The 23860-nt window shown below is 39.1% G+C and carries 18 protein-coding genes and 1 tRNA gene; 15 read left to right on the forward strand and 4 right to left on the reverse strand.

What is annotated here, in order from left to right:
* Positions 1-3: 3 nt before the first annotated feature.
* From D0S24_RS13430 to D0S24_RS13445, 4 genes are all read right to left on the reverse strand, one after another.
* Positions 4-672, reverse strand: a complete 669-nt coding sequence (locus tag D0S24_RS13430) for a hypothetical protein (RefSeq protein WP_147321457.1) — start codon at positions 670-672, stop codon at positions 4-6.
* A gap of 87 nt (positions 673-759) precedes the next feature.
* Positions 760-1848: a hypothetical protein gene (locus tag D0S24_RS13435; protein WP_147321458.1), complete on the reverse strand. Its 1089-nt coding sequence runs from the start codon at positions 1846-1848 to the stop codon at positions 760-762.
* Complete coding sequence (locus tag D0S24_RS13440; protein WP_117020391.1) at positions 1832-2377, reverse strand: hypothetical protein; 546 nt, start codon at positions 2375-2377, stop codon at positions 1832-1834. Before D0S24_RS13440 ends, D0S24_RS13435 begins: the two co-directional genes overlap by 17 nt.
* Positions 2377-2916, reverse strand: a complete 540-nt coding sequence (locus tag D0S24_RS13445) for an RNA polymerase sigma factor (RefSeq protein WP_251795789.1) — start codon at positions 2914-2916, stop codon at positions 2377-2379. Before D0S24_RS13445 ends, D0S24_RS13440 begins: the two co-directional genes overlap by 1 nt.
* A gap of 273 nt (positions 2917-3189) precedes the next feature.
* Here D0S24_RS13445 and D0S24_RS13450 point away from each other — a divergent pair, with 273 nt between their 5' ends.
* From D0S24_RS13450 to D0S24_RS13520, 15 genes are all read left to right on the forward strand, one after another.
* A complete protein-coding gene (locus D0S24_RS13450) occupies positions 3190-5556 on the forward strand; it encodes a TonB-dependent receptor (protein ID WP_117020392.1) in 2367 nt (788 codons plus the stop codon).
* A gap of 6 nt (positions 5557-5562) precedes the next feature.
* Positions 5563-6408, forward strand: coding sequence for a DUF4249 family protein (locus D0S24_RS13455; protein WP_117020393.1), 846 nt, complete (start codon positions 5563-5565; stop codon positions 6406-6408).
* Positions 6409-6429: 21 nt separating this feature from the next.
* Positions 6430-7161: an HAD family phosphatase gene (locus tag D0S24_RS13460; protein ID WP_117020394.1), complete on the forward strand. Its 732-nt coding sequence runs from the start codon at positions 6430-6432 to the stop codon at positions 7159-7161.
* 260 nt (positions 7162-7421) lie between these two features.
* A tRNA-Arg gene (locus tag D0S24_RS13465) sits at positions 7422-7495 on the forward strand.
* A gap of 840 nt (positions 7496-8335) precedes the next feature.
* On the forward strand, positions 8336-9139 hold the full coding sequence (locus tag D0S24_RS13470; protein WP_117020395.1) for an IclR family transcriptional regulator: 804 nt from the start codon (positions 8336-8338) through the stop codon (positions 9137-9139).
* Between the two features lie 202 nt (positions 9140-9341).
* A complete protein-coding gene (locus D0S24_RS13475; RefSeq protein WP_117020396.1) occupies positions 9342-12476 on the forward strand; it encodes a TonB-dependent receptor in 3135 nt (1044 codons plus the stop codon).
* A 10-nt stretch (positions 12477-12486) separates the two neighbouring features.
* Positions 12487-13965, forward strand: coding sequence for a RagB/SusD family nutrient uptake outer membrane protein (locus D0S24_RS13480; RefSeq protein ID WP_117020397.1), 1479 nt, complete (start codon positions 12487-12489; stop codon positions 13963-13965).
* 257 nt (positions 13966-14222) lie between these two features.
* Positions 14223-15017, forward strand: a complete 795-nt coding sequence (locus tag D0S24_RS13485) for a hypothetical protein (RefSeq protein WP_117020398.1) — start codon at positions 14223-14225, stop codon at positions 15015-15017.
* 68 nt (positions 15018-15085) lie between these two features.
* Positions 15086-16327, forward strand: coding sequence for a hypothetical protein (locus tag D0S24_RS13490; RefSeq protein ID WP_117020399.1), 1242 nt, complete (start codon positions 15086-15088; stop codon positions 16325-16327).
* A gap of 253 nt (positions 16328-16580) precedes the next feature.
* Positions 16581-18437 carry a right-handed parallel beta-helix repeat-containing protein gene (locus D0S24_RS13495; RefSeq protein ID WP_117020400.1) on the forward strand — a complete coding sequence of 619 codons (1857 nt, stop codon included), beginning with the start codon at positions 16581-16583 and terminating at the stop codon, positions 18435-18437.
* Between the two features lie 49 nt (positions 18438-18486).
* The gene (locus tag D0S24_RS13500) at positions 18487-19869 is read left to right on the forward strand and encodes a sulfatase (protein WP_181938097.1); all 1383 of its coding nucleotides are present in this window, start codon (positions 18487-18489) and stop codon (positions 19867-19869) included.
* Positions 19870-19895: 26 nt separating this feature from the next.
* Positions 19896-20735: a sugar phosphate isomerase/epimerase gene (locus D0S24_RS13505; RefSeq protein WP_117020402.1), complete on the forward strand. Its 840-nt coding sequence runs from the start codon at positions 19896-19898 to the stop codon at positions 20733-20735.
* Positions 20736-20817: 82 nt separating this feature from the next.
* Positions 20818-21570, forward strand: a complete 753-nt coding sequence (locus D0S24_RS13510; RefSeq protein ID WP_220377765.1) for an SDR family oxidoreductase — start codon at positions 20818-20820, stop codon at positions 21568-21570.
* 86 nt (positions 21571-21656) lie between these two features.
* Positions 21657-22388 (forward strand): SDR family oxidoreductase, encoded by a 732-nt coding sequence (locus D0S24_RS13515; RefSeq protein WP_117020404.1) that lies wholly within the window; start codon positions 21657-21659, stop codon positions 22386-22388.
* Positions 22389-22400: 12 nt separating this feature from the next.
* On the forward strand, positions 22401-23852 hold the full coding sequence (locus D0S24_RS13520) for an FAD-dependent oxidoreductase (protein ID WP_117020405.1): 1452 nt from the start codon (positions 22401-22403) through the stop codon (positions 23850-23852).
* The last annotated feature ends 8 nt before the right edge of the window (positions 23853-23860 follow it).

Here is a 23860-nt window from a genome sequence, read left to right on the forward strand (position 1 = left end):
TTGTTATAAATTCTTTTTATACCTATTCCTTCCCATATTGAAAATACCTACTTTGACTCCTATTCCGGCGGAGAAGCCATTTATTCTTCGTATTGGGTCAAAGTTTTTGGAATCGTTTACACTATTGGAAAACCTATACTTTAGCCCTGCCTCCAGTTGTAGGTATCTGGATATGTTGAACAGGGCGTTAATTCCAGGTTCAACTATAAATAGGGCTTGCGCGTTATCTTCAAATTCGCGTTCGTCAAAATCATAATCATTGTAGTTGTCATTTATATAGCCCATACCACCGGCTCCTATCAGGACAGGAAAGGAAAGGCTCACAAGGTTTTTGCTAAAAAAGATAGGTTCCAAATGCAGCCCTCCATAACCGCCGATGAGATCTTCGTCATAGGAGGATATTCCCCTATATATGTTTTGGTCCGAATAGAAAAAAGTACCCACAAACCCTATTTCGAATTGTTGGTTGGCCACATAGGCTACCTTTAAACCTGTAAAAAAGGTGTCCTTATCCTCAATTTCTCCATAGTGGGTAGTTAATCCTAGGTAGACCCCGTGAACTACGTTTTTTCGATCGTTAAACTCCACATAATCAACGGAGGTGTCCTGGGCAAAGCACGGAATTGCAAATCCCAATAGGAGGGGAAGTAAAATTACTCTGTTTAGTTTCATGCCATTTGATTTTTGATTGATATTGTTATAGAAGACAACAAACCTTGTAAAAGGTTGCATATTTTATCGGTTTATTTTTAATATTTATTACAGCTCCTTCAAGAGAATTACCCCTTTTTCACCTGTAATGGTTATGGATCCCTGTTTGGAATTGCCGTAGGTAGCTTTTATATCCCGTATTTTTTTTCCTTTATCGATCATTTGGGTCTCTATATTTTCGAAGGTTTTTGGAATACGCAACAAGCCTTCCTCCAAGGTGGCATTAAACCTAAAGGAGAAGTCCTGAACATTGAGGACTATTTCCGAAGATTGTTGTTGAATGTTGATTGTGGCATCGGCACTATGGATGGTCAATACTTTGAATTCTGCGATATTCATGGCCAGATCAATTTTATCATCTACATTGGCCAATTCCAAATTGGAGAACTCCAGTTCCCCGTGTATGGTTTCCACTTCACCAATAGTAATTTCATCTTTACTGGAGTAGATTTCCAAAGAGGAAATTTCCTCCATATCTATGGTTGAACCGCTACTGGTAAGCCTTAAGTCTTTGGATTTGCCAAGGGATAGACCGCCATTTTTTAGATTGATACTGCCAAAGTTTATATTATTGGCCTTTAATTTGCCATATTTTATGTCAATATCGGCAATCTTAAGGTTTTTGTTGATCCAAACATCGCCATGCTGTACCTCCATCTTTAATTTGCCGGTCCAATCCTCTAGAATTACGTCGCCAAACTTATTGTTGATATCCACTACCGCATTGACCGGCAAATAAATGGAATAATTTATCTGCACATTGCTCCGGTCGAAGTCGAACGGATTTGCCTTATTGAAATACTCGGCTAAAAAGCCTTTGTTTTTTTCGGCTATTTCAGAACTAATGGCTACAAAATCGGTCATTACTTTAAACTTGGGTTCGATACGATCCAACAGCTGTTGTGCATTTTCCCTTTTTTTATGGGAGGTAACAATATCTACGGTAATGGCAATATTGTTCTTGGACCACCCGTGGATGGTGATGTTCCCATATTTGTTGTCCACCTGGAGTTCCCCCGCATTGGTCATTTCAAAGGTTTCCGATATGGTTTTCGATACTTTTTCCTGGGCCATCGTTATATGGGCCATCAGGACCAAGGCTATACATAAAAGCCATTTTTTACAAGCTGTATCCATAATCGTCATTTATCATTTTTGAATCGTTTATTTGCCTCAATAAGTTTTCTATGAGCTCAATCCTTTTTTTGTAGTTGCCAATAATGGCTTCCAGGACCCTTTCATTGCCCAGGTTTTTTTTCATTTCCAATTTTAAAGTCTTGTATTCCTCATCCAATTCGTCCATAAACGACAGGAATTGCTCCTTGTCTTGCTGTGATAGATCGGGATGATCCTTCACCAATTGTACCTGATGCCGGACCAAGTTGCTATAATGCATATCAATATCCATAAGCTCCTGGGAGACCACGCTGTTCTGCCCGTTGGACGGGTATCTGTCATAAACTGCAATGCCGATGAGGGAAGACAAAAAGAGGACCAACACAATACTGGCCGCCACTCGGAATAACGGGGACCTCCATAAGGGCACTGCCTTTGGCTTGGAATGGGATAGTTCCGATTCTATTTTGGCCCACATTTTAGATCGGTCCGCCTGGTGTTCATCGAACAATGCCTTGTTGTTCCTTATGTGTTTTTCAAAATAATCCATTACATTTCTTTAATAACATCGAGTAACTTTTTCTTTGCCCTATGGTACTGGGATTTGGAGGTAGATTTTGAGATATTCAATACTTCCCCAATCTCCTCATGGTCATACCCTTCTATCAAGTAGAGATGTATAATTTGTTGGTAGCCCGGTGGTAGCAATTTAATACCCCTTTTTACTTTTTCTATATCTATCTCCTTAACATCTTCAATAGGTTCTTCAGCGAGATGGTATTCATGGTCAACTATGGGTAGGAAAGGAATCCGTTTTAGCTTTAAATGATTGATACTTTTATTGATTACGATCCTTTTTAGCCAAGAACCAAAGGTGCTCTCATATCTAAAATTCCCCAAATTTTTAAATGCTTCCACAAAACTGTCCTGAACGGTATCTTCGGCATCCTCCTTATTGCACAACATCCTCATACTTACATTATACATAGCATCTACATAATGTTCGTACAATTGAAACTGCGAGTTACGGTCGCCCAACTTGCTCTTTTCAACAAGTTCACGGTGTGTAAAACAGATATTGGTTTTCAACTAAAAAAAATGGTTTAACGGTCCAAATAGGGGGAACTTCAAACTAATAGACAAACATTGGTTGAAAAAGTTGCATCTAAATTGAAAAATATTTTTGGCCACATTAATTTGTCCCCTATTTCTACACGGGAATAGCTCAATTTTGGCAGAATGGACCTATCCATTGAAAAGCGATTTTTTTTGGGAATATGCAACCTTTATTTTTTTTGGATGTCAATAGGTCATAATTAAAATATCTAAAATTGAAATCAAAAAAACAATTAATATAAACAGATGAAAAATATTTTTTTAACATTTATGTTGTTCACGGCAGTCACATCCGCTCAGGAAAGTTACACGCTAAGTGGTACCATAACGGACGGAAGCAATGGGGAAACCCTCTTTGGGGCCTCTGTATTTTTGGAGGGGACTACCATAGGCGTAACCACCAATGAATATGGTTTTTACTCCATTACAGCTCCCCAAGGGAACCACACTGTTATTATTTCCTATGTAGGATTTACCGAATTGAGAAAGGGGATAACCTTGGATCGGGATCAAAAAATGGATGTTGAAATCTTGGAATTCTCTACCCAACTGGACGAGGTTGTGTTGACGGCCGAGGAGCCGGAACGCGCCATCCTGAGAAAACCGGAGATGAGCGTTGCCAAATTAAATATGAAGACAGTGAAACAAATGCCGGTGGTATTGGGGGAGTTGGATATTATAAAGTCCCTGCAAATGCTTCCTGGAGTTACCAATAATGGGGAAGGTTCCAGTGGTTTTCATGTTAGGGGCGGTGCCGCCGATCAAAATTTAGTGCTCTTGGACGAGGCCATTATTTATAATACCTCCCATTTGTTGGGTTTCTTTTCGGTCTTTAATGCAGATGCGATCAAGGATATAAAATTGTACAAAGGGGGTATTCCTGCGCGATTTGGGGGAAGGACATCTTCGGTATTGGATGTACGTCAGAAGGATGGGAATAGCAAAAATTTTGAAATGACCGGGGGAATCGGGCTTATTTCCAGCAGATTGGCCTTGGAAGGCCCTATGTTTAAGGAGAAGGGTTCCTTTTTAATTGCAGGGAGAGGATCATATGCCCATTTGTTGTTAAAGGCGGCCGGGGAAGATAACAGCGCCAACTTTTATGATCTGAACCTAAAGACCAATTACAACCTTAACGGCAGTAATCAGCTCTTTCTTTCCGGATATTTTGGTAGGGATGCGTTCCAATTTGGGGAAAGTTTTAATAGCAGTTACGGAAACCTGTCGGGAAATTTACGCTGGAACCACATTTTTAACGATAGATTGTTCTCCAACCTATCGTTGATATATAGCAAGTACGACTATGATCTGGGTATTGTCATAGAAGAGTTCGATTGGGTTTCCTCCATAAATAACTACAATATAAAATATGATTTAAAGTACTATACCAGTGAAAATTTTAAATTGGATTTTGGGGCCAGTGGCATTTATTATGATTTTGATCCAGGGCAAATTAGGCCAACTTCCGAAACATCGGAAATAAATCCATTATCCCTGGACCGGAAAAAGGCCTTTGAAAGCGCCCTGTATATAAATGCGGAACATAAGCTGACCGATAAGTTCACGGTACAGTATGGTCTTCGCTATAGTGTCTTTAGTCGCATGGGGGGACAGGCAATGACCGTGTATGCGGAAGACAGACCGGTGGTGTATAACCCCCAATTGGATATATACGAAAGAGGTACCCCAGTGGGGGAGACCACATACGGGAAAAGCGAAACAATAGAAACTTATGGCAATTTTGAGCCAAGGCTTTCACTTGCCTACCAGTTGAACGATTGGTCTTCTGTAAAGGCGGGGTATTCACGGGCAGCACAGTATATCCATTTACTGTCCAATACCACCTCGGTTACGCCACTGGATGTGTGGACACCTAGCGGGGAATTTGTAAAACCGCAATTGTCGGATCAGTTTGCCTTGGGCTATTTTAGAAATTTCAACGATAAGATGTATTCCATGGAGGTGGAAGCCTATTATAAGACTACGGATAATAGAATTGATTATATAGACGGATCGGACTTAATAGGGACCAATACTATTGAGACAGAAATTTTGAATGGGGAATCCAGGGCCTATGGGCTGGAATTTTTGGCCAGGAAAAATGAGGGCAGGTTTACGGGATGGTTTGCCTATACCTTTTCAAAATCGGAACAGCGGACCCCGGGAGGCAAGGCAGGAGGCTTGGGAATCAACAATGGCAAGTGGTACAACACGGCCTATGACAGGACCCATGATTTTTCCTTGACAGGGGCTTATGAGTTAAATGGAAAATGGTCGTTTGGAACGAATCTGGTATTCCAGACCGGAAGACCGGTCACCTATCCCAACGGACAGTATACCTATGAAGGCCTGTCCATTGCCAGTTATTCGGACCGAAATTCCGATCGCTTGCCGGCCTATCATAGATTGGATATTTCCGCTACTTATAGACCCAATAGAAAGCCCAACAATAGATGGAAAGGGGAGTGGGTCCTGGGCCTATATAATGTTTACAACCAAAAAAATGCAGCTTCCATCTCTTTTGGACAGAATGTGGATACGGGAGCCAATGAAGCCACTAGAACGGCAATTTTCGGCATTGTACCATCAGTTACCTATAACTTTAAATTTTAATAGAACATGAAGACCATTATAAAGCTTGCAATTAGTTCAATATTAATAGTTTCCAGTGCCTGTACCGATGTGATAGATGTAGACGTGCAAACGGCACCGGCAAGATTAACTATTGAAGCTTCCTTGGATTGGGAAAAAGGAACTTTGGGGAATGTACAGACCATTAAGCTTAGTACTTCCACCCTGTATTTTGGGAATAATACCAGTTCCGGTGTAACAGGGGCCTCTGTAAAAGTCACCAACAATGGCAATGGGTCAACCTACGTATTTGCGGATCAAAACAATGGGGAATACACCACTACATCTTTTGTACCGGTTTTGAACGACACCTATACCTTGGAAGTTATTTATAATAATGAAACCTATACGGCCACGGAGAGATTAATTCCTGTAGTGGATATCTCGGACCTTGCCCAATCGCGAAAAAAAGGTTTTAACGATGAAGATCTTGAAGTTAACGTTATATTTACGGATCCTGGGGAGGAAGAAAATTTTTACCTTTTTAAGTTTAAGAAACGGGGCGATCTATTGCCTTATTTGGAGGATGCGGACGACGAATTTATAAACGGGAACGAAATTAGCTGGTATTTTGAGAAGGAGGAAGATGAAAGTACCGATAAAATAGAGGCATTTGTTCCCGGGGATATCGTGGATATATCGTTTTATGGTATTTCGGAACAGTATTCCAATTTTATAGGGATACTTATAGAACAGTCGGGCGGTACCGGCCTTTTTAGTTCAATTCCCGTTCCCCTTAAGGGAAATTGTATCAATGTTGATAATCCGGAAAATTATGCCTACGGATACTTTAGGTTAACGGAGATGGTGAAAAGAAGTTACACCTTCCAATAACCAAGATTAATATGGAACAAGATGATAAAAGCAATAATTTTTGATCTTGATGGAACCCTGGTACATACCGAAATATTAAAGGCGGAATCCTATGCCCGGGCCATTCGGATTTTGACCAAGGGGTCGGTATCACGGAAAATGGTCTTGGACAGTTTCGGGAAGTATGTGGGGCTTGCCAGAGCCGGGGTTGTGAACGGACTTTTTGAAGAATATAAAAAGCCATTATCCGAAGATATGGATGACCTTGATCCGGAAACCGTAAAAAGGGGAATTATTACGGAGAGATTGGCCATATACCATGAAATGCTGAACGATAAGGATCTCTTATCCAGTCATTTTTGTAAATACAACCTTGAGCTGTTACACAGGGTCCACGCGGATAATTATCGAACGGTAGTGGCTACCATGTCGCATCGCCCTGAGGCTGAAAAGGTTATCGAGGCCATGGGAATCCAGGGGAAATTGGATATTGTCCTTACCAGTGAGGATATTGTACAGGGAAAGCCACATCCGGAGATTTACCTTAAAGTGAAAGAGTTCCTCAAAATGGAATTCAATGAATGTTTGGTTATTGAAGATTCGGTCCACGGAATTAAGGCCGGACTTGCCGCAGGTATGCACGTCTTTGCCGTAACCAACCATATCACCAGGGATCAAGTGCATTCCGCAAATATACTTGCCCCTTCTTTTATAGTGGACCAACCCAAGGAACTTATACATAGGGTTTACCATTTTTTAGAGAAAAGTAAATAGGGAAGCCGCTGCCGGTTTGGTAAGAGGATCGAGGCCGAATGATTTGGCCAACAAGGTTTATGGCCAGGGGAAGTTTTTCTGTAGGACTTCTTTGGTGGAATGTAGTTTAAGCTGTTTCCAAAACGATGTGTAAACAATGGGTTTTTATCGTTCACTTGTTGCATTTTCTTTATTTTTTTTTATGAATTAAATTGCGCAGTAATTAATGATAATTGTATATTTGCAGCCGCTAAAGATAAAACCTATCGCAATTAGCGAATGGTCGCGTAGCTCAGCTGGATAGAGCATCTGCCTTCTAAGCAGACGGTCACACGTTCGAATCGTGTCGCGATCACATCAACAAACACGGGGCTTCCAAGAGATTGGAGGCTTTTTGTTTTTTAATTGGAAAGCCCACTTTAGGCTCACTTTTTTCCAAATCAATTGAAACTTACGGATTGAATAAATAGCTAAATACTTCATAAGTTATTGATAATCAAATAAGTATGATTTATGGTTTTTAGGACGGCTTCTATTTGATAAGTTAAAAAGCAGGGGGTCATTATTATGGATAAAGGAAAAATATGCTAGTTCTCAAGTCCATGCTAATGGAAACCCAGTTGCTTGTCTAGGTGTTTTGCCGGGGTTAGGGTATTTATTCAATTGGGAGGAGGTGAAACATAGTATGAGGAGGGAGAGTATAAGGGGGGGTATGTGATGGTTGTTTTGGATGAAATATTTGATTGTTTGAAGGGATGAAAGATTTGTATTTGTCAGTTATTAGATAAGGTTAATGGATATTGTGTATTACGAAGTTTTGGATGAAATTGAAGTTAGGAAATGGAAATGATTATAAAAAAACTACTATTATCATAATTGACTTTATCTGTAAAAAAGACAAATCGAAAAGGTTTTGTTCATATTTTTAATTTCAAAGGTCTCGGAATTCAGATTGAACTTATATATGAAATTTCAAAGGGGAAAACAGCTATTCTTAAAAAATGCCTTAATTTTATGCCTTGTGCTTTACGCATAAAGGTTTTTTGAATTTACATGTTTACTTATTTATTAATTTTCAAACTATAAATTTTTAGATTTTGAAGATCTTAGAAAGTTTCAGCAGATTTGAGTTATCATTAGCCTTGAATCAAATAAATAACATTGGGGTTTTACCCTGTTAATTATTCATCATCCAATGAAAGTTAAAAAGGAGAAAGAAGAAAATAAAGGGTCTAAACATAGTGTTCCCAATTTGGAGCGGGCCCTTAAAATACTGGAGTTACTTACCAAATATCCTGAAGGGTTGAATATTACGGATATAAGTAATCATTTGGATATACCTATGAATAGTACATTTAGGATAACTTCTACCTTGTTGGATTTTGGGTATCTTTATAGAAACGAGGGTTCAAAAGCTTTTACAATTACTGGTAAATTGTTGTCGCTTGGATATTCTGTGTTGAATGAGCAAACCTTAATTGAAAAATCTATCGATGTTATGCGATTATTAAGAGATGATATTAAGGAAACTGTATTGTTGGGAATAATGGTCAATCATGAGGGAATAGTATTGGAATTAATACCAGGTTTGCATTCTATAAAGTTTTGGGTGGATATTGGTACCGTTTTTCCTTCGAATGTTGCGGCCCCTAGTAAAGCTATGATTGCGTTTATGCCACTTAATCAGCAGAAGGAAATATTGGATAAAATGGATTTTAAGAAGTATACAAAGCAGACAATTACCAACATTACGGACTATAAAAAGGTATTAAAAGAGGTTCGAACCAATGGATTTTCTACGGACAGGGGAGAGGAAGTCACCGGAGTCCATTGTGTCGGAGCTCCAATTTTTAATAGAAATGGTTCCCCTATCGCGGCAATATGGGTTACTGGCCCCGAGGAAAGGTTACCGGAAAAATCATTTAATGCAATAGGTGTGAAAGTTAAGGAGCATGCTAAGTTGATATCGGAGCGTTTTGGCTTTTATTCGGAGTTATAACTAGGGAAATAGTTTATATTCTATTTAGGTAAAAAGGAGTTTTCATACTTGAGAAAACTCCTTTTTTTATTTTCTTAGTTTAAACATCATCATTTTAGGGTATAATTTGTTTTTTGTTAAAATATTAAAGTTTTATCAGTAACTCCTTGTTTGTAAAATTTATTATTCTATATTTGGAATAAATAACCATATATAGAATAATATGAAAAATAAAATGTTACATGTTTTTGCCTTGTTGTTCCTGTGCAGTAGCTTGGCAAATAGAGTCCATGGAAAGGTCGGAGGGAATCCTTTGTTTGAGCCTGATTATTTATCAAATAGCCAGATAGTTGTTACAGGACAGGTGTTTTCAAAAACAGATGGTAGCCCGCTGCCTGGAGTGAACATTGTTGAGAAAGGAACTACCAACGGAGTTGTTACCGACTTTGATGGTAACTTCTCCATTAATGTCAATGATGGTAATGCGGTATTGGTAGTTTCCTATATTGGCCATGCAACTTTGGAAGTTCCGATAAACGGAAGGACATCAGTGACCGTTTCTTTGGAAGAGAGTGCTACAGGATTGGATGAGGTTATAGTTTTGGGATACGGTTCGTCCAAAAAAAGTGATCTTACCGGTTCTGTTGGGCAAGTAAGTGGCGCCGAACTTACGAAAAGCTCCGGTGCTGTGCTACAACAAGCACTACAGGGTAAGGTGGCTGGTGCCCAAATTACCCAGACCAGTGGTTCTCCAGGAGCTGATTTACGAGTAAGGATCCGGGGCAGTAACTCTGTTTATTACGGTAATGATCCATTATATGTTATTGATGGGGTGCCGGTTTCGGACGGATCACTTTCTTATATAAATCCGAACGATGTAGAATCAATCTCTGTACTTAAGGATGCTTCCGCTACGGCAATTTATGGAGCCAGGGGAGCAAATGGAGTAGTCATGGTAACGACCAAAAAAGGCCGTGCTGGCATCACTGAAGTAAGTATTGATTATTATTCAGGTGTTCAAAATGTTGCCAAAAAATTGGATGTGCTAAATGCACAGGAATGGGCCACCACAGCTCGATTGTTTTGGACCCGATTTCGCGATGGAGGCCTACTAAGTAGGGCATATTCAGAAGAAGAAATAGCAAACATGGGGGAAGGTACCAATTGGCAAGATGAAATTTATAGAACGGCACCGATTCAAAATTATGACATAAGTGTGCGGGGAGGAAGTGATAAAACTAAATTTTTTGTTTCGGGAAATTATTTTGATCAACAGGGAATAGCAATAAATTCCAGATTTCAGAAAGGAACTTTAAGGGTAAACTTGGATCACACCATTAATGATAAATTTTCTATAGGGCTTCATTTGACCCCAAGCTACATCGTAAATAGGCCAATTGATTCCGATATCATTTATCAAGGGATAATTCAGAACCCGGTATTGCCGGTAAGAAATGAAGATGGCTCCTATTCATCTCAGGCTGAAATTTGGAGGACTACCGGTATATACATGTCGCCTGAACATCAAAACCCGGTTCAAATGGCCTATGAAAGGGAGAATGTAGTGGAGCGCAGCCGTTTGTTAAGCGATTTATCTATTACTTATAATATTTTGGAAGGGTTGACATATAAATCAACTTTTGGTCTATATCTGGATAATAGGACCGGTAGTTCCTTTACTCCATCCTATTTTGAATCAGAGATAACCAGAGGATCCAACGGTTCTGCAAGTCGCAATCAAACAAACAAATTTAACTGGTTACATGAGAGTATTATAAATTATACAAAGGACGTTGATAAACACCATTTTGATGCTACTGCCGGATTCACGGCCCAATCGGACAGGGATGATTATTTTTCTACTACAACTTGGGAATTCGCCAATAATAGTACCGGATATTACAATTTAGGCGCTGGTAATGATCCTCAAAATCCTAGTTCATATAGGAATCGATCTTCATTAGCCTCAGTACTTGGGAGGATAAATTACACTTTTGATCAGAAATATTTGTTGACAGTTTCTGGGCGTTATGACGGGTCAAGTAGATTTGGAGGCAATAATCAGTTCGGATTTTTCCCTTCAGCGGCATTGGCCTGGAGAGTAAATAAAGAATCCTTTTTAGAGGATGTAGAGGTAATAAGTAATATGAAACTAAGGTTAAGCGCTGGGCAAACAGGTAATCAAAGCATTCCTCTATATCAAAATGTTCAGACCTATGGTATAGGTTCCCCGGTAATCTTTGGAAATACGGAATATACAAGTATAGTGCCAGGTTCTTTGGTAAACAACGATTTACGATGGGAAAAAACCGACCAATTTGATCTGGGTCTTGATCTTGGATTTTTTGGTTGGGGCAGTAATTTTGATTTCACAGTAGACTATTACTACAAAAAGACAACTGATCTTTTATTGAATGTCCAAATCCCTAGGCAGGGCGGTTATTCATCACTTTTGAAAAATATAGGCAGTGTAGAGAACCAAGGATTGGAATTTTCTACAGGTTTGGGCTTGGATTTTGGGGAGTTGAACTGGAATTTAAACGGTAATATTTCATTTAATAAAAACAAGGTACTTCAACTTTCCGGCTCGGACAAATATTTTGGAAGTAGTATAAACCAACGTAGGGTTGGTGTTATCGGTAAAAATGGTGGTGCCGCAAGTGTCGTGATGGAAGGGCAGCCTTTGGGTGTTTTTTGGGGCAACATTTTTGATGGCCTGTGGCAGACCCAAGAGGAGTATGATAATGGACATATGGCCAATGATTCCAACTCGGGCCCTGGCTTTGAAAACTGGCGGGATATCGATGGGAATGGTGTCTTTGAAGAGGGTATAGATGAAACGGTTATAGGCGATCCAAATCCGGATTATACCTTTTCCCTTTCAAGTGACTTAATGTATAAAGATTTTGATTTTAGTTTTTCCTTTTACGGTACACAGGGTAATGATATTTTGAATGCCTATAAAATAGAAGGGCTATCACAGGTGAACAATCAAAATGTAATCACCTTGCTAAAGGAGGCTTGGGACGGTCCAGGAACTGGGAACCTTATTCCCAAAATAGATAGACCAGCAGGGCGCAGTGGGACATATCCCAATAGGGCCGCCACCAATTATATTGAGGATGGTTCTTTCATCCGCTTACAAAATGTCACCTTGGGTTATACTTTTAAAAATCTAAACTTTTTGAAAAATGCAAGGCTATACATTAGTGGTGAAAACTTATTTGTCGTGACCGGTTATTCAGGATATGATCCGGAAGTCAACTCCAGAGGAAATGACAATACCGTTTTGGGAGTGGATGATGGAGTCTATCCAAAATCCAGAACAATTCGAATTGGCGCACAATTAAAATTTTAATATAAAGATTATGAAAAATTGTTATAAAACATTTATTGGCTTTACGGTAATTATATTTTTCAATTACTCTTGCTCCGATTTTCTTGAGGAAGCACCATTTTCCAGTATAAATAGTGCTAATTTCTATAATACAAAAGACGATGCCAGTGCAGGTCTAAATGCTGTTTATAGTGGATTTAGGAGTTACTATAACTCGTCCATCTATCAACATGGCGATGTATCCGCCGATCTGGCTTCCAGTGGTGAAGGGACTGGTGGTATTAATGAATTGGATATCAATCCCACCCAATTTCAGGGAACGTGGGGATCCCTTTACACTACCATTAACTTTGCAAATACACTGATAAATAATATTGCATCCATAGAAATGGATGATGACTTAAAAACGAGGTATATAGCTGAAGCTAAGGTGCTAAGGGCCATGACCTATTTTATTTTGGTTCAATCTTTTGGGGATGTGCCATTAATTACTACCCCTACAACGGATGAGGAAAATAATTTTCTTCCCAGAACAGATAAAGAGCAAGTATATAATTTTATTATCGGGGAGATGACCGAATCCATAGGGAATTTGCCTATAGAATATCCCCCTAGTGATATTGGAAGGGTGACAAAAGGAGCGGTTCAGTCTCTTTTGGCAAGAATATACTTATTTCGCAAGGACTTTCCAGCAGCTAGGGATATGGCCCTAACGGTAATGGATTCGGAAATTTATGGATTGGAAACCAATTTAAAGGACCTTTATGATGTGGATCGGGAAAATGGTGAAGAGCACATTTTTTCCATTCAATATTCGGCGGGAACAAGGGTTCCAAGTACCTTCACCCAAAATTATGCCTCTAGAAACCCTGTTATTATTACAGGAGGGATTGGTCAACAGGCAGGAGCATCAATAGCAGCGGAACGGGATTTTTATGAAAGTTTCCCCGATCATTATCGTAAGAAGGTTATTTTGCTTGACTCTATTCCCGATCCTTTTTGGCCACAAATAATCCCGGAAAACGGAACTGGAACCGGTAAGTTGCAAGTAGGGCCAAGTTGTATGAAATTTTACGACCCGAATTTGGAGGCCATTTCTGATGGGGATGCCAATTGGCCGGTAATCAGATATGCAGAAGTAGTCTTGATATTTGCAGAGGCGGAAAATGAGGTGAACGGTCCAACGGTTGAAGCCTATAATGCTATAAATTCTATCCGTAAAAGAGCTAGGGATTCCAATGGGGACGGAATAGACGACCCTAATGATCTTCTTGAGCTGCCCGACCTTCAAGATCTTTCCAAGGACGAATTTAGGGTTGCCGTTTGGAGGGAACGGGAATTGGAACTTTGTTTTGAAGGACATCAGCGTTGGGATCTATTGCGTCAAGATCGTTTTATCCAGGCCATGACAGATAATGGAAAGAATGTTGAGGAAAAACATAAATTATTCCCAATTCCTATGCTCGAAATTGCGGCCAATCCAAATTTGACACAAAACCCAGGCTACTAAACCTATATATATATATTAATACAAAATTGTCCTGGCCAACTTACTTTCTCCCAGGCCAGGACATTATTTATGGTTAAATATTAATACTTTTTTATTTAGTGTGCGAAATTGTAAGTATTCATATGATACGATTTTTGGTTCCGATCGGTACTTATAGTTACTCAAAATAAAATTTTACCTAAATGATAGGATCGGCCTTTTAGAAATTTTTACTACTAGTAGATTTTTGAGTTGGGGTAAATGCTATAAAAAGACTAATGAAAAAATTTGATAGAGAATTCATTGTAGCCGAGCATGACACCAGACATAATAGAATAATTCATTTTGGTAATGGCAGATTGATAAAATCATTCAGTGTTGAACTTCCACTCGACATAGATTTGTTGCGGAATGGAAATCTATTACTGAGTTCCAATAGGGCCATTGTTGAAATCGATAAAAATTGGAAAGAAGTTTGGAAATTAGAGTCTGCCCGTCTGGCCTTTTTTTCTTGCCAAGAAATGCGGAACGGGAATATCTTATTTGGAGATGCGTCCAAAGCCATGATTTTAGAAGTTGACCGAAACAAAAAAATAATTAGATCCTTCGATTTTCCATATGTGAAGGAACCTTCCGATTACTTGTATGCTTTTAGACTAATACGTGAGGTAGCCGAGAATAGAATTTTGATAGCATGTTATAATTTGAAAAAGTTGGCCGTATTCGACTGGGACGGTAATGTTCATTGGGAATGTGATTTACCGGGGAGTCCTTATATGCCAGTTCAACTCGGCAATAGTAATATTTTGGTCAGTCTCGGAGAATACGGAAAAATAGTAGAGATAAATACCGATAAGGAAATAGTTTGGGAGTATGATATGGTCAGGGATAATCAGCTGTCTTTAGGGTGGATTGCCGGTATTTCTATTTTGGAGAACGGAAATATCGTCTATTCCGATTCAAAATATGATCGGTTAATAGAAATAACCAAGGACAAAGGACTAGTGAGTATTTTTAAAGATAGGAATGTACTCCTTCATCCTTCGACCCATATTATTTGTAGGATGCCATAAGTGGTTTAATGCGTCTATTGACGTTCATCAAAAATATCATAATTAATGGGTGGTTTTAAAAATGAAATATGGATATGAAGACGTTTGCTTCATTGGTTATAATCTGGAATATGGGGATTTGGCAGATACAAAGTCAATATTATGAAGCCTCCATTCAACCAAATAAACAAGACTTATATATTTCTGCAATATATCGCATTTGGATACCGGAACAGATAAAAAAAATACGTGGTATTATTATCCGGCAACATGGCTGTGGTATAAATGCAAAGGATAATGGCCTTAACCATGCGAATGATCTGCAATGGCAAGCCTTGGCCAAAAAATATAATATGGCATTACTCGGAACTGAATTGATTGGAAAGGAGGCCTGCTCGGAATGGTTCAATATTGAGGGCGGTTCTGGAAAGGCTTTATTAAAGGCCCTAAAAAAGTTGGCTAAAATGAGTAATCATTCAGAATTGGAGGAGGTGCCCTGGGCTCTGTGGGGACATTCGGGCGGAGCTTATTGGTGTACGGATATATTATTTGAATATCCTGGGAAGGTGTTATGTGCTATTCCTCGATCAGGAGGCCTGGCGTTTACCAAGCTTTGGAATCCTTTGGTTAAACAGGTGCCAGTTTTGTGGATGGCGGGTGAAAATGATCTTGTGGACGGATTTGATTATGTTCGGGAAATGACCAAGAAATCTTTTTACTCCTATAGACGGTATGGTGCCATTTGGAGTATAGCTATCGATCTAAAAGCCGATCACGGAAATAGGAAGGGTAGGAGTTTTGCCATTCGATGGATGGACGCTGTTCTTAGTATGAGATTATCCAATAATGGGAACAATCCGATCCAATTGGATTCTCATGATCATTGGCTGGGTAATTTGGAAACTAATGAAGTGAAGACAGCTCTTGAAGTCAAAAATGAACTTTCTGATTGGGGCTGGTTACCTAATGAAGATATAGCAAAAAACTGGCAAGAATTTGTTCAAACAGGTTGGGTATCAGATAGTACCCCACCACCTATTCCCTTTCAGTTAAAAATAGAAAGATCGGAAGGCAGGTGTATTTTGAGCTGGAAGTCGGAAATAGACATTGAGAGTGGAATAAAGCAATTCAATATCTATAGAGATAATGAATTGATGGGAATTGTTCATGGTCAAGAACATAATTTCCATGATGCACCTGAACCGGTGGATATTAAATTTGAATTTATTCATGATTTAGAAAATAAAGACGGCCAAATAACCATAGAATCAGAGAATTTTCAAGGAATAAAGGGCTTTAGGAGCCAAGGGGTTTATGACCATCATAACTAATTGCATTATGTCCATAAAACTGGCACTCTTATTTAAGCATCATTTTAATCCTTTTGAATTGGAATCAAAATATTTATATTCTATATTTGGAATTATTATCTATATATAGAATTATATAAAAATTATGAATGCCTTTAATGCAGATGGTAGCAAAGATACAAGTCAATCGAGAGTGAGAAATTTAAAAGGCAACAGCTAAGGGCATATTTAGATATATACAATTAAGTAATAATTAAGGTAAATAGAAAATAAAATGACTCACATAAAGAATTTAATGGTTATGGTAAAAGGGATTCTCCCAAAGTCTGACACTAAAAAAATATCATATTTTGTTTCGGCCAAGGTCTTGGCCCTGTATGTAACATTTAGTTTGCTTACTGCCTGTCAAAGTGGACAGGAATTGCATACACTTTATGTCTCTCCCAGCGGGGACGACAATGGTAAGGGAATATCTATGGATAACCCCCTTCGAACTTTGGAAAAGGCTGTGGAAATAATTCAGAACGGTTCTTCAAAGGAGAGTTACGGTTCATTTGAAATTGTACTAGGTGAAGGTAGATACGAACTATCCAAATCTATAGTCATTGATAATGGACATAATCTAAAATCTTTAAGGATAAAGGCCTATAAGGACGAGGAAGTCATTCTTAGTGGGGGTAGAATTATAGACGGCACATGGATATCCAGAGGTGATAATATTTGGGAAATACCCTTTCAGGGGCAAACCAATCAAGTGTTTGTCGAGAATAAAAGAATGACAAGGGCCCGCTGGCCAAATCTTGATGAATATCTACACCCGGAGGAGGTAGACGTGGCTAAAAAATGGATGTCCTTTGCCGATTCTATTCCTGTGGACTTTACGGTAACGGACCAAACAGAACTATTGGCTACGGGTGCCTGGCATTTTATTAGACAGAAACTTGAAAATATTGATTCAAAAAGCAATTCAATCACTACGAACACTGAGATAGGTCCGGAATGCAGTAGTACCAAGGTTAAGACATTTGATAGGATTTATTTTGAAAATAATAAAGATTTTTTGGATAGTGAAGGAGAGTGGTTCCTGAATGAAGATTCTAAAGTTTTGTCTCTTTTTACCTCTTCCAATCCAAATGATACCGTGTTTCACTATCCTGTTCTGGAAACACTTTTTGAAATTAAAGGAGATAAATCAAAACCAATCACCAATATTACTTTCGAAGGACTAACCTTTCAACATACTACTTGGAAGTTCCCTGATGAAGAGCGTAAAGGAATACAAGCTGGATTTTGGGGCACTCGGATCGGTGAACCTGTATTCTCACCAGTTGCAGCCATAATGATGTCCTATGCCGAGAACTGTGAAATAGTTGATTGCAATTTTGTCAATTTGGGTGAAGGGGCCATAGCATTGGAGAACGGTGTAAGCCATATAAATATTGGAAACAATACTTTTCAGGATATTGGTTCGAATGTAATTCAAATAGGACGAATTAGTAATTATATAGGCGAAGGCCATCCGCTTCACCTAGATTATAAGGATGAACAGGATGCCCCTGCATTCAATTCGGTGAACAATAATCATTTAAAAAATATTGCTACTGTCGATAAAGGAGGAGTGGGGGTATTGATTGCCTATTCCAACAATAATAAAATAAAAAATAATTTGATAGAGGAAGCCCCATATACGGGTATCAGCGTTGGCTGGCGATGGGGGGATGACGGTTTATTGACCAATGCCCATCATAATGAAATATCATATAATGAAATTAGAAAATGTATGCAATACCTCAGTGATGGTGGAGCAATATATACGGTAAGCAATCAGCCAGGTACCGTAATCAATAACAACTGGATCTATGACATTGGAGGTGGAGAATTAATGGCCGAAGGTATCTATGCGGATGAAGGGAGTGGAAGTATGGTTATAAGCCATAATTATGTCCATGATATTCAAGATCATGATTATAAAGGGCATCGAAACCTTTGGGAAACAATGACCGTTGAGAACAATGGATGTGATCAATGTCCAAATACACTCACAAAAAGGGACGAAAGAGTGAAATATTCTGATTTTCCGGATAATAAACCCTCAAATACGAATATTTATGGAGTGCAAAACAAAAAATAAAAACTCCGGTACCATTTTGTTATGTTGGCCAATTGCAATATTAATATTAGTGGTATTAGGTTCAACTATAATGTACGGTCAGCATAATGATAGGCCCAATGTAATATTAATTTTTGCGGATGATTTGGGATGGGGAGATTTGGGAAGCTATGGACATCGCCAATTGAAAACTCCGGCATTGGACCAATTGGCCAAGGAAGGAAAATTGTTTACGCAGTTCTATGTCAATAGTCCGGTTTGTTCACCAAGTAGGGCTTCGCTAATGACTGGGAGATTTCCTGCGGAGTTAGGTATTCATGGCCATTTCGCCACGCCGGAATCCAATAGCGATCGTGGAATGCCCAACTTTTTAGACCCAAAGACAAATACAATTACCAAAATCTTTAAGGACAATGGGTACGCTGTGGGTCATTTTGGAAAATGGCATCTAGGTCATAGTCCCGATGCTCCATTGCCAAACGAATATGGAATAGATGTAGCCAAAACAAATACCAGTAATAGTAGGGATGATTTTAAATTATGGTACCCTACAAAGAGATCTAAGGCTACAAAATTGGTGCTGGATGAAGCTACAGGGTTTATAGAGGAGAATAAGGGGAGTCCCTTTTATGTTAATGCTTGGTTGGTGGATCCCCATGCAGTACTCAATCCTTCGGAAAGACAAATGAAGAAGTATGAATCCTTGTCCCCCAATTCATATGCAACAAAGCATTATGGACAAAAGGTGAAATTTCATGGCGCGCCACAAGTTTATTATGCAACCGTTACCGAGATGGATCGTCAGATCGGAATTTTCCTAGACAAGCTCGATGCCTTGGGATTGAAGGAAAATACCATCGTAATTTTTACAAGCGATAATGGTCCGGAAGTAATGCAGATATCAAATGCGGCACATAGTGCTGCTGGGAGCTCGGGTCCATTTAGGGGTGTCAAGCGGAGCTTGTACGAAGGAGGGATCCGGGTACCATTATTGGTTAGATGGCCCAATCACATAAAGGAGAATTCCTTGGATAGTGTTTCTGTGGTAAGTTCAGTTGATTTTATCCCAACACTTGTCACAATGTGCGGTCTATCAAGTAATAATTTGGAATTGGATGGAGAAGATATGTCAAGTGCTTGGTTGGAATTTCCAAAGAAACGGTCCAAACCTTTGTTTTGGGAATGGAGGTTTGGAATTTTTGGAAGGCCTTTGGATAAAAGTCCTATGCTGGCGATGAGGAGGGATAGGTGGAAATTGTTAATGAATCCGGACAAGAGTAGGGTCGAGTTATACGATCTTATCAATGATCCGTCCGAGCTTGATAATAAAGTGTTGGATGAACCCGAATTGACCAAGTTTATGTCTGCCGAACTTCTTTCCTGGAAATCAAAATTGCCGGATGGCCCTTCGGATAAAAACGCCGGAACCAATAAGTATAACTGGCCAAAATAAAATTGTAAATAAAAATATATTAGTATATGAAAATAGGCCTTGGTTGGTGGGGATTTAGGGAAATGCCCTTTGAGGAACACTTGAATATTTGTAATCAATTTGGATTTAAGATTTTGGAAATAGGTTTAGGGGACGAATTGCCTTCAACTTTTTCAATAGGATTGGATGAAACGGCAATAGGAAAAGAAATATCTCTTGCGAGTCGGTTTGGTATAAAGTTGCCTTTTGCAACAGTGGAAAACGATTTTACCCTGACCAATTTGGAAGACCATAATAATATGATCGAACATGTTCACAACGCTATAGAACAAGCAGCATTATTTAAGGTATCGCATATTAGGATATTTGTTGGATTTATGCCAGCTGAAGATGTTACCAATAAAATATATTTTCAAGTAATCGATGCTATGAAAAGGTGTAGCCAAATCTGCAGTGAACATGATATTTCCATTTCTATTGAAACCCATGGGGGAATTATCCATAAAAATGGTATCGCATTCCATTATAATACGATGAGTACCGATCCCAAATTTCTTGAAAGACTGATGAAGGATCTGCCAGGTAATGTCGGCTTTAATTATGATCCCGGTAATATAAAGGCAGTGCGGCCTTCTGATAAAAGCTATTGCTTGGATATAATTAATGAGCGGATCAATTATTGTCATTTAAAGGATTGGAAACGGAAACAGGGGGGGTGGGAAGCAGTGGCCATCGGGGATGATGATCTGGACTTTTCGCGAATTTTTGAGAAGATGAAATTTGATGGCATTTACTTAATAGAATATGAACCCTTACATGATCTGGAAAGCGGTATAGGCAGAAGCTTAAATTACCTAAGGAGCATTGGGGTCGATTATAGTATGTAAAATAGTTAAGACTATGCTTTAATTATAAGTGGAACATGGTTCCAACGGCTTGGCATAGAACTTTTTTGAAATGTATAAAAACGTGAAGAATTTAAACAATAAGGTAGTTTTGGTTACTGGTGCCTCTAAGGGACTTGGCGCTTCAATTGCCATGTGCCTGGCGAAAAACGGCGCCAAGGTTGCTATGAATTATCTGTCGGATCATTCGAGGGCAAAAAAGGTGAAATCCACCATAGAAGCAAAAGGTGGTATAGTTAGATCCTACGCCTATGATATTACGGAGGTAACAGCCGTTTTCAAAATGGTAGATGAAATTGAAAGGGATTTCGGACCGATCGATGTAATAGTCAACAATGCCACAGGTCCACAGCCTCTTATTAAACTGGAAGATCAGATTTGGGATGACTATTTGGGACAAATGAATTTTTTTGTAAAGGCCCCTCTGTTTTTACTTAAAGCCAACCTCAAAAAAATGCAGCAAAGAAAGGTAGGTAGAATTATAAATATTGGAAGTGAGGTTGTAGAATTGGGCAACAAGGAATTTGGCCATTATGTTGCTGCAAAAGGTGCCATGCTTGCACTTACGCGCAGTTGGGCAACCGAATTGGGTCCCTTTGGAATAACATGCAATTTAGTAGCACCAGGATGGATTCCTGTTGAAAGGCACTTAGGTACTTCAGAAGAAGACCATAACTTATATACAAGTAATCTACCTCTTGGTCACCAGGGTTCCCCAAATGATATAGGGGAAGTGGTTGCCTTTTTGGCCAGCGACTCATCGAAATTTATCACCGGGCAAAAAATAGCGGTTAATGGCGGTAAGACTTTTTTATAAGAAATGTATAGGCAAACCCATTACTGACCTATTTATTTTAAAATGAAACAAGAGGAAATAAAAAGAATAAAAATACATAATAGAATATGACAAAATTACTATTGAACAAAACGGCCGTTGTAACGGGAGGTTCCAATGGATATGGATTTGGAATTGCCAAAAAATTAAAGGAAGCCGGGGCCAATGTTTGGATTACGGGTAGAAGCATTGAAAAACTTAAATTGGTCGCTTCCGAATTGAAAATAAACTACATAAAAGCCGATGTAACTAATCCTGGAGATTGGGATGATTTGGTGAAAACTATTCTTAATGAACATGGCCAATTGGATATTCTTATAAACAATGCTGGGGGTGGAATTGCTATTGCAGATATAACGGACCAGTCGGATTTGGATATTAAATCATCCATTGATTTAAACTTATTGGGAGCAATCTACGGGAGCAAAAGAGCTGCGGAAATTATGGTGAAGCAGAAGTCGGGTACAATTGTAAATATCTCTTCCATTTGTTCCACCCAAGCATGGCCGGGATTCAGTATTTATGCAGCAGCAAAGGCAGGTCTGGAACAATTTAGTAGGTCATTGTATGTAGATTTAAGGCCTCATAATGTCAGAGCCATGTGTATCACTCCATCTTGGGGAAACACTTCGTTTAATGAGGCTACCGGTCTACAAGGATTAGATGAAGAAGTAGCGAAAAAAGCGATTCAACCAGAAGACATGGGAAAAGTGGTGGTTGATGCATGTTCGTTGCCTGAACATTTAATCATCCCCGAGCTTACAATAATACCAATGGTTCAAGAAATTATCCCATTTTAAAAGTAAAAGCATATGCTCGATTACGATGTTGTTGTTATTGGGGCGGGAAGTGGTGGAATTGGAGCCGCACTGTCGGCTGGAAAGTATGGGCTTCGAACCCTTCTTGTGGAAAAAAATAATGAAATAGGCGGTAATGCTGCGGTCAGTGGTGTTTCCGTCTGGGAAATGGGCGCAGGGGGAACAGGGGTTCCTTTTGATATTTACAAAAGGCTGAAAAAGGTTAAAAATGCAGTTGGTATATATGAATTCAATCGTCATTGCGCTTGGAAAAATGAATCTGGGGAATCACAATTTCCTGCCGGGGCAGATCTAACTATAGCGCCCAATTTAAAATATATCGATAGCCTAAGAAGATTTGGGTCGGGACCATTGGCTTCCAGTGAGGAGTTCGTTCGAAAGTACTGGCATGGTGTGCCATTCGAGCCCAATATTTATCAGCATATTGTTGAGGAAATGATAAAAGAGTACCCAAAGATCGATTTGTTGAAAAATACATCATTTGTAAAAGCCGATTATGTAGATGGTCAAGTAATTTCCATTAAACTATCCAACCAAAAGGATATTAGGGCTTCTTATTATATAGATGCCACTGATGACGGCCATTTAAGTAGGGCCTGTGGGGGAGAAATACTTTTCGGTCAGGAATCAAGGAGTATGTTCAAAGAACCTAGTGCACCTTTAAATCCCACTAAAAAACTAAATGGCGTTAGTCTTATTTTTAGAATTTCTTCAATAGATAGAAATGAGGTACAACCTCTACCGGACGAAATTCCATCAGAATGTTGGTGGGCTTCAAAATTTCCACTTACTAGTCTGGTACAATATCCCAATGGCGATTATAACGTAAATATGTTGCCCACTATGTCCGGGGAAGACTTTTATAATTGGTCCAATAAAGACTTAACCGTTTATGAAGAATGTATAAGAAGAAGTCTGGCCCATTGGCACAATTTACAGACCAATTATCCAATGTTCCGATCCTTTAAAATTATATCACGTTTCATTTCATTGGGAGTCAGGGAAACGCATCGTGTAAGGGGGGAGTATGTCCTTACGGAAAACGACTTGGCCAAAGGGCTGGAACAGCAGGGCGATCCCGATATTATTGCTATCTCCGACCACCCTATGGATGTCCATGAAGAAGGTAGGTCTGGATGTACTGAATTGGATTTTCCTTATGGGATACCTTACAGGTGTTTGGTTCCCAAAGGATTTAAAAATATGCTAATGGCCTCTAGGGCAGCAAGTTTTAGTTCTATTGCTGCATCAAGCTGTAGGTTGTCCAGGACGATGATGCAATTGGGACAAGCTGCAGGTACTGCAATTTATCTGGCCAATAGGGACAAAGTGAATGTAATGGCCGTTGCATTTGAAGAACTCCGTTCGGAATTAAAGAAAAACCATGTTCAGTTGGAATGGCCAATGTCCAATGATTTAAGGGAATATATAGAAAAAGAACAGTAATAAAAAAA

This window comes from Arenibacter sp. P308M17 (assembly GCF_003426735.1).
Lineage (GTDB): Bacteria > Bacteroidota > Bacteroidia > Flavobacteriales > Flavobacteriaceae > Arenibacter.

Bases quoted from the DNA above. Each gene is read 5' to 3' on its own strand.
- D0S24_RS13450 (WP_117020392.1), top strand. From the start codon at position 3,190: ATGAAAAATATTTTTTTAACATTTATGTTGTTCACGGCAGTCACATCC.
- D0S24_RS13485 (WP_117020398.1), top strand. From the start codon at position 14,223: ATGAAAAAATTTGATAGAGAATTCATTGTAGCCGAGCATGACACCAGA.
- D0S24_RS13515 (WP_117020404.1), top strand. From the start codon at position 21,657: ATGACAAAATTACTATTGAACAAAACGGCCGTTGTAACGGGAGGTTCC.
- D0S24_RS13505 (WP_117020402.1), top strand. From the start codon at position 19,896: ATGAAAATAGGCCTTGGTTGGTGGGGATTTAGGGAAATGCCCTTTGAG.
- D0S24_RS13490 (WP_117020399.1), top strand. From the start codon at position 15,086: ATGGATATGAAGACGTTTGCTTCATTGGTTATAATCTGGAATATGGGG.
- D0S24_RS13440 (WP_117020391.1), bottom strand. From the start codon at position 2,377: ATGGATTATTTTGAAAAACACATAAGGAACAACAAGGCATTGTTCGAT.
- D0S24_RS13495 (WP_117020400.1), top strand. From the start codon at position 16,581: ATGACTCACATAAAGAATTTAATGGTTATGGTAAAAGGGATTCTCCCA.
- D0S24_RS13460 (WP_117020394.1), top strand. From the start codon at position 6,430: ATGATAAAAGCAATAATTTTTGATCTTGATGGAACCCTGGTACATACC.
- D0S24_RS13480 (WP_117020397.1), top strand. From the start codon at position 12,487: ATGAAAAATTGTTATAAAACATTTATTGGCTTTACGGTAATTATATTT.
- D0S24_RS13435 (WP_147321458.1), bottom strand. From the start codon at position 1,848: ATGGATACAGCTTGTAAAAAATGGCTTTTATGTATAGCCTTGGTCCTG.
- D0S24_RS13520 (WP_117020405.1), top strand. From the start codon at position 22,401: ATGCTCGATTACGATGTTGTTGTTATTGGGGCGGGAAGTGGTGGAATT.
- D0S24_RS13475 (WP_117020396.1), top strand. From the start codon at position 9,342: ATGAAAAATAAAATGTTACATGTTTTTGCCTTGTTGTTCCTGTGCAGT.
- D0S24_RS13470 (WP_117020395.1), top strand. From the start codon at position 8,336: ATGAAAGTTAAAAAGGAGAAAGAAGAAAATAAAGGGTCTAAACATAGT.
- D0S24_RS13430 (WP_147321457.1), bottom strand. From the start codon at position 672: ATGAAACTAAACAGAGTAATTTTACTTCCCCTCCTATTGGGATTTGCA.
- D0S24_RS13455 (WP_117020393.1), top strand. From the start codon at position 5,563: ATGAAGACCATTATAAAGCTTGCAATTAGTTCAATATTAATAGTTTCC.